1 protein-coding gene is annotated in these 1,003 nt (G+C 73.8%); it reads right to left on the reverse strand.

The window, feature by feature from the left end:
• The coding region (locus tag MY526_RS26940; RefSeq protein WP_436705491.1) for an NAD(P)/FAD-dependent oxidoreductase at positions 1–1,003 on the reverse strand (1,003 nt) is incomplete at both ends.

Genomic DNA, 1,003 nt, shown 5'->3' on the forward strand with positions numbered 1-1,003 from the left:
GCGGTCGCGCCGATGCCGGCGGGGTCGTCGCTGCTGTGGCCGGGGAACAGGGGCTGGTCGGGGTCGAGGTAGGTGGCGGCGTTGTTCACGGCGGTCGCTGCCTCCCCGAAACCGACCGCGATCAACCGCACCTTGCCCGCGTACTCGGTGATGTCGCCGGCGGAGTACACCCCGGCCACCGACGTGCGCATGGCGGTGTCGACGAGGATCTTGCGGTCCACGATCTCGATGCCCCACGTCTCCAGCGGACCGATGTCGGCGGTGAAGCCGAGGGCGGCGATGACGGCGTGCGCCTTGTACGGGGTGACGGTGCCGTCCTTGCCGCGCACGTGCACGGTGTGCAGGACGCCGTCGCCGTCCAGGGAGTCGACCTGCGCGTCGGTGACGATCACCGCCCGGCTGCGCTCGAGGTCGGCGACGCTGGCGGCGTGGGCGCGGAAGTGCTTGCGGCGGTGCACGAGGGTGACCGACGCGGCGATGTCCTCCAGCGCCAGGGCCCAGTCGACGGCGCTGTCCCCGCCGCCGACGATGACGACGTCCTGACCGCTGTGCGCGGCCAGCTCCTTGACCACGTAGGTCAGCCCGCGGCCCTCCCACTCCGCGCCGCCGGGCAGCGGGCGCGGGGTGAAGGTGCCGATGCCGCCGGTGATGACGACCGCGCCGGTGCTGATCCGCGTGCCCTTGTCGGTGGTCACGACCAGCCGGTCGCCGGCCCGCGGGCGGTGGCCGGCCTCGTTGGCGAGGTGCTCGGCGCGCTCGCCGAGGATGTACACCGGGTCGAAGCGGGCGGCCTGCTCGACCAGCCCGGCGACGAGGTCGCGGCCCTTGATGCCGGGGAAGCCCGCGACGTCGTAGACCATCTTCTCCGGGTAGAGCGCGGTGACCTGCCCGCCGGGCTCCGGGAGGCTGTCGACCACCGCCGTCCGCAGGCCGCGGAAGCCGGCGTAGTACGCGGCGTACAGGCCCGCCGGGCCGGCCCCGACGACGAGCAGGTCGACCTCGA

This window comes from Geodermatophilus sp. CPCC 205761, assembly GCF_051383655.1.
Taxonomy (GTDB): Bacteria; Actinomycetota; Actinomycetes; order Mycobacteriales; family Geodermatophilaceae; genus Geodermatophilus.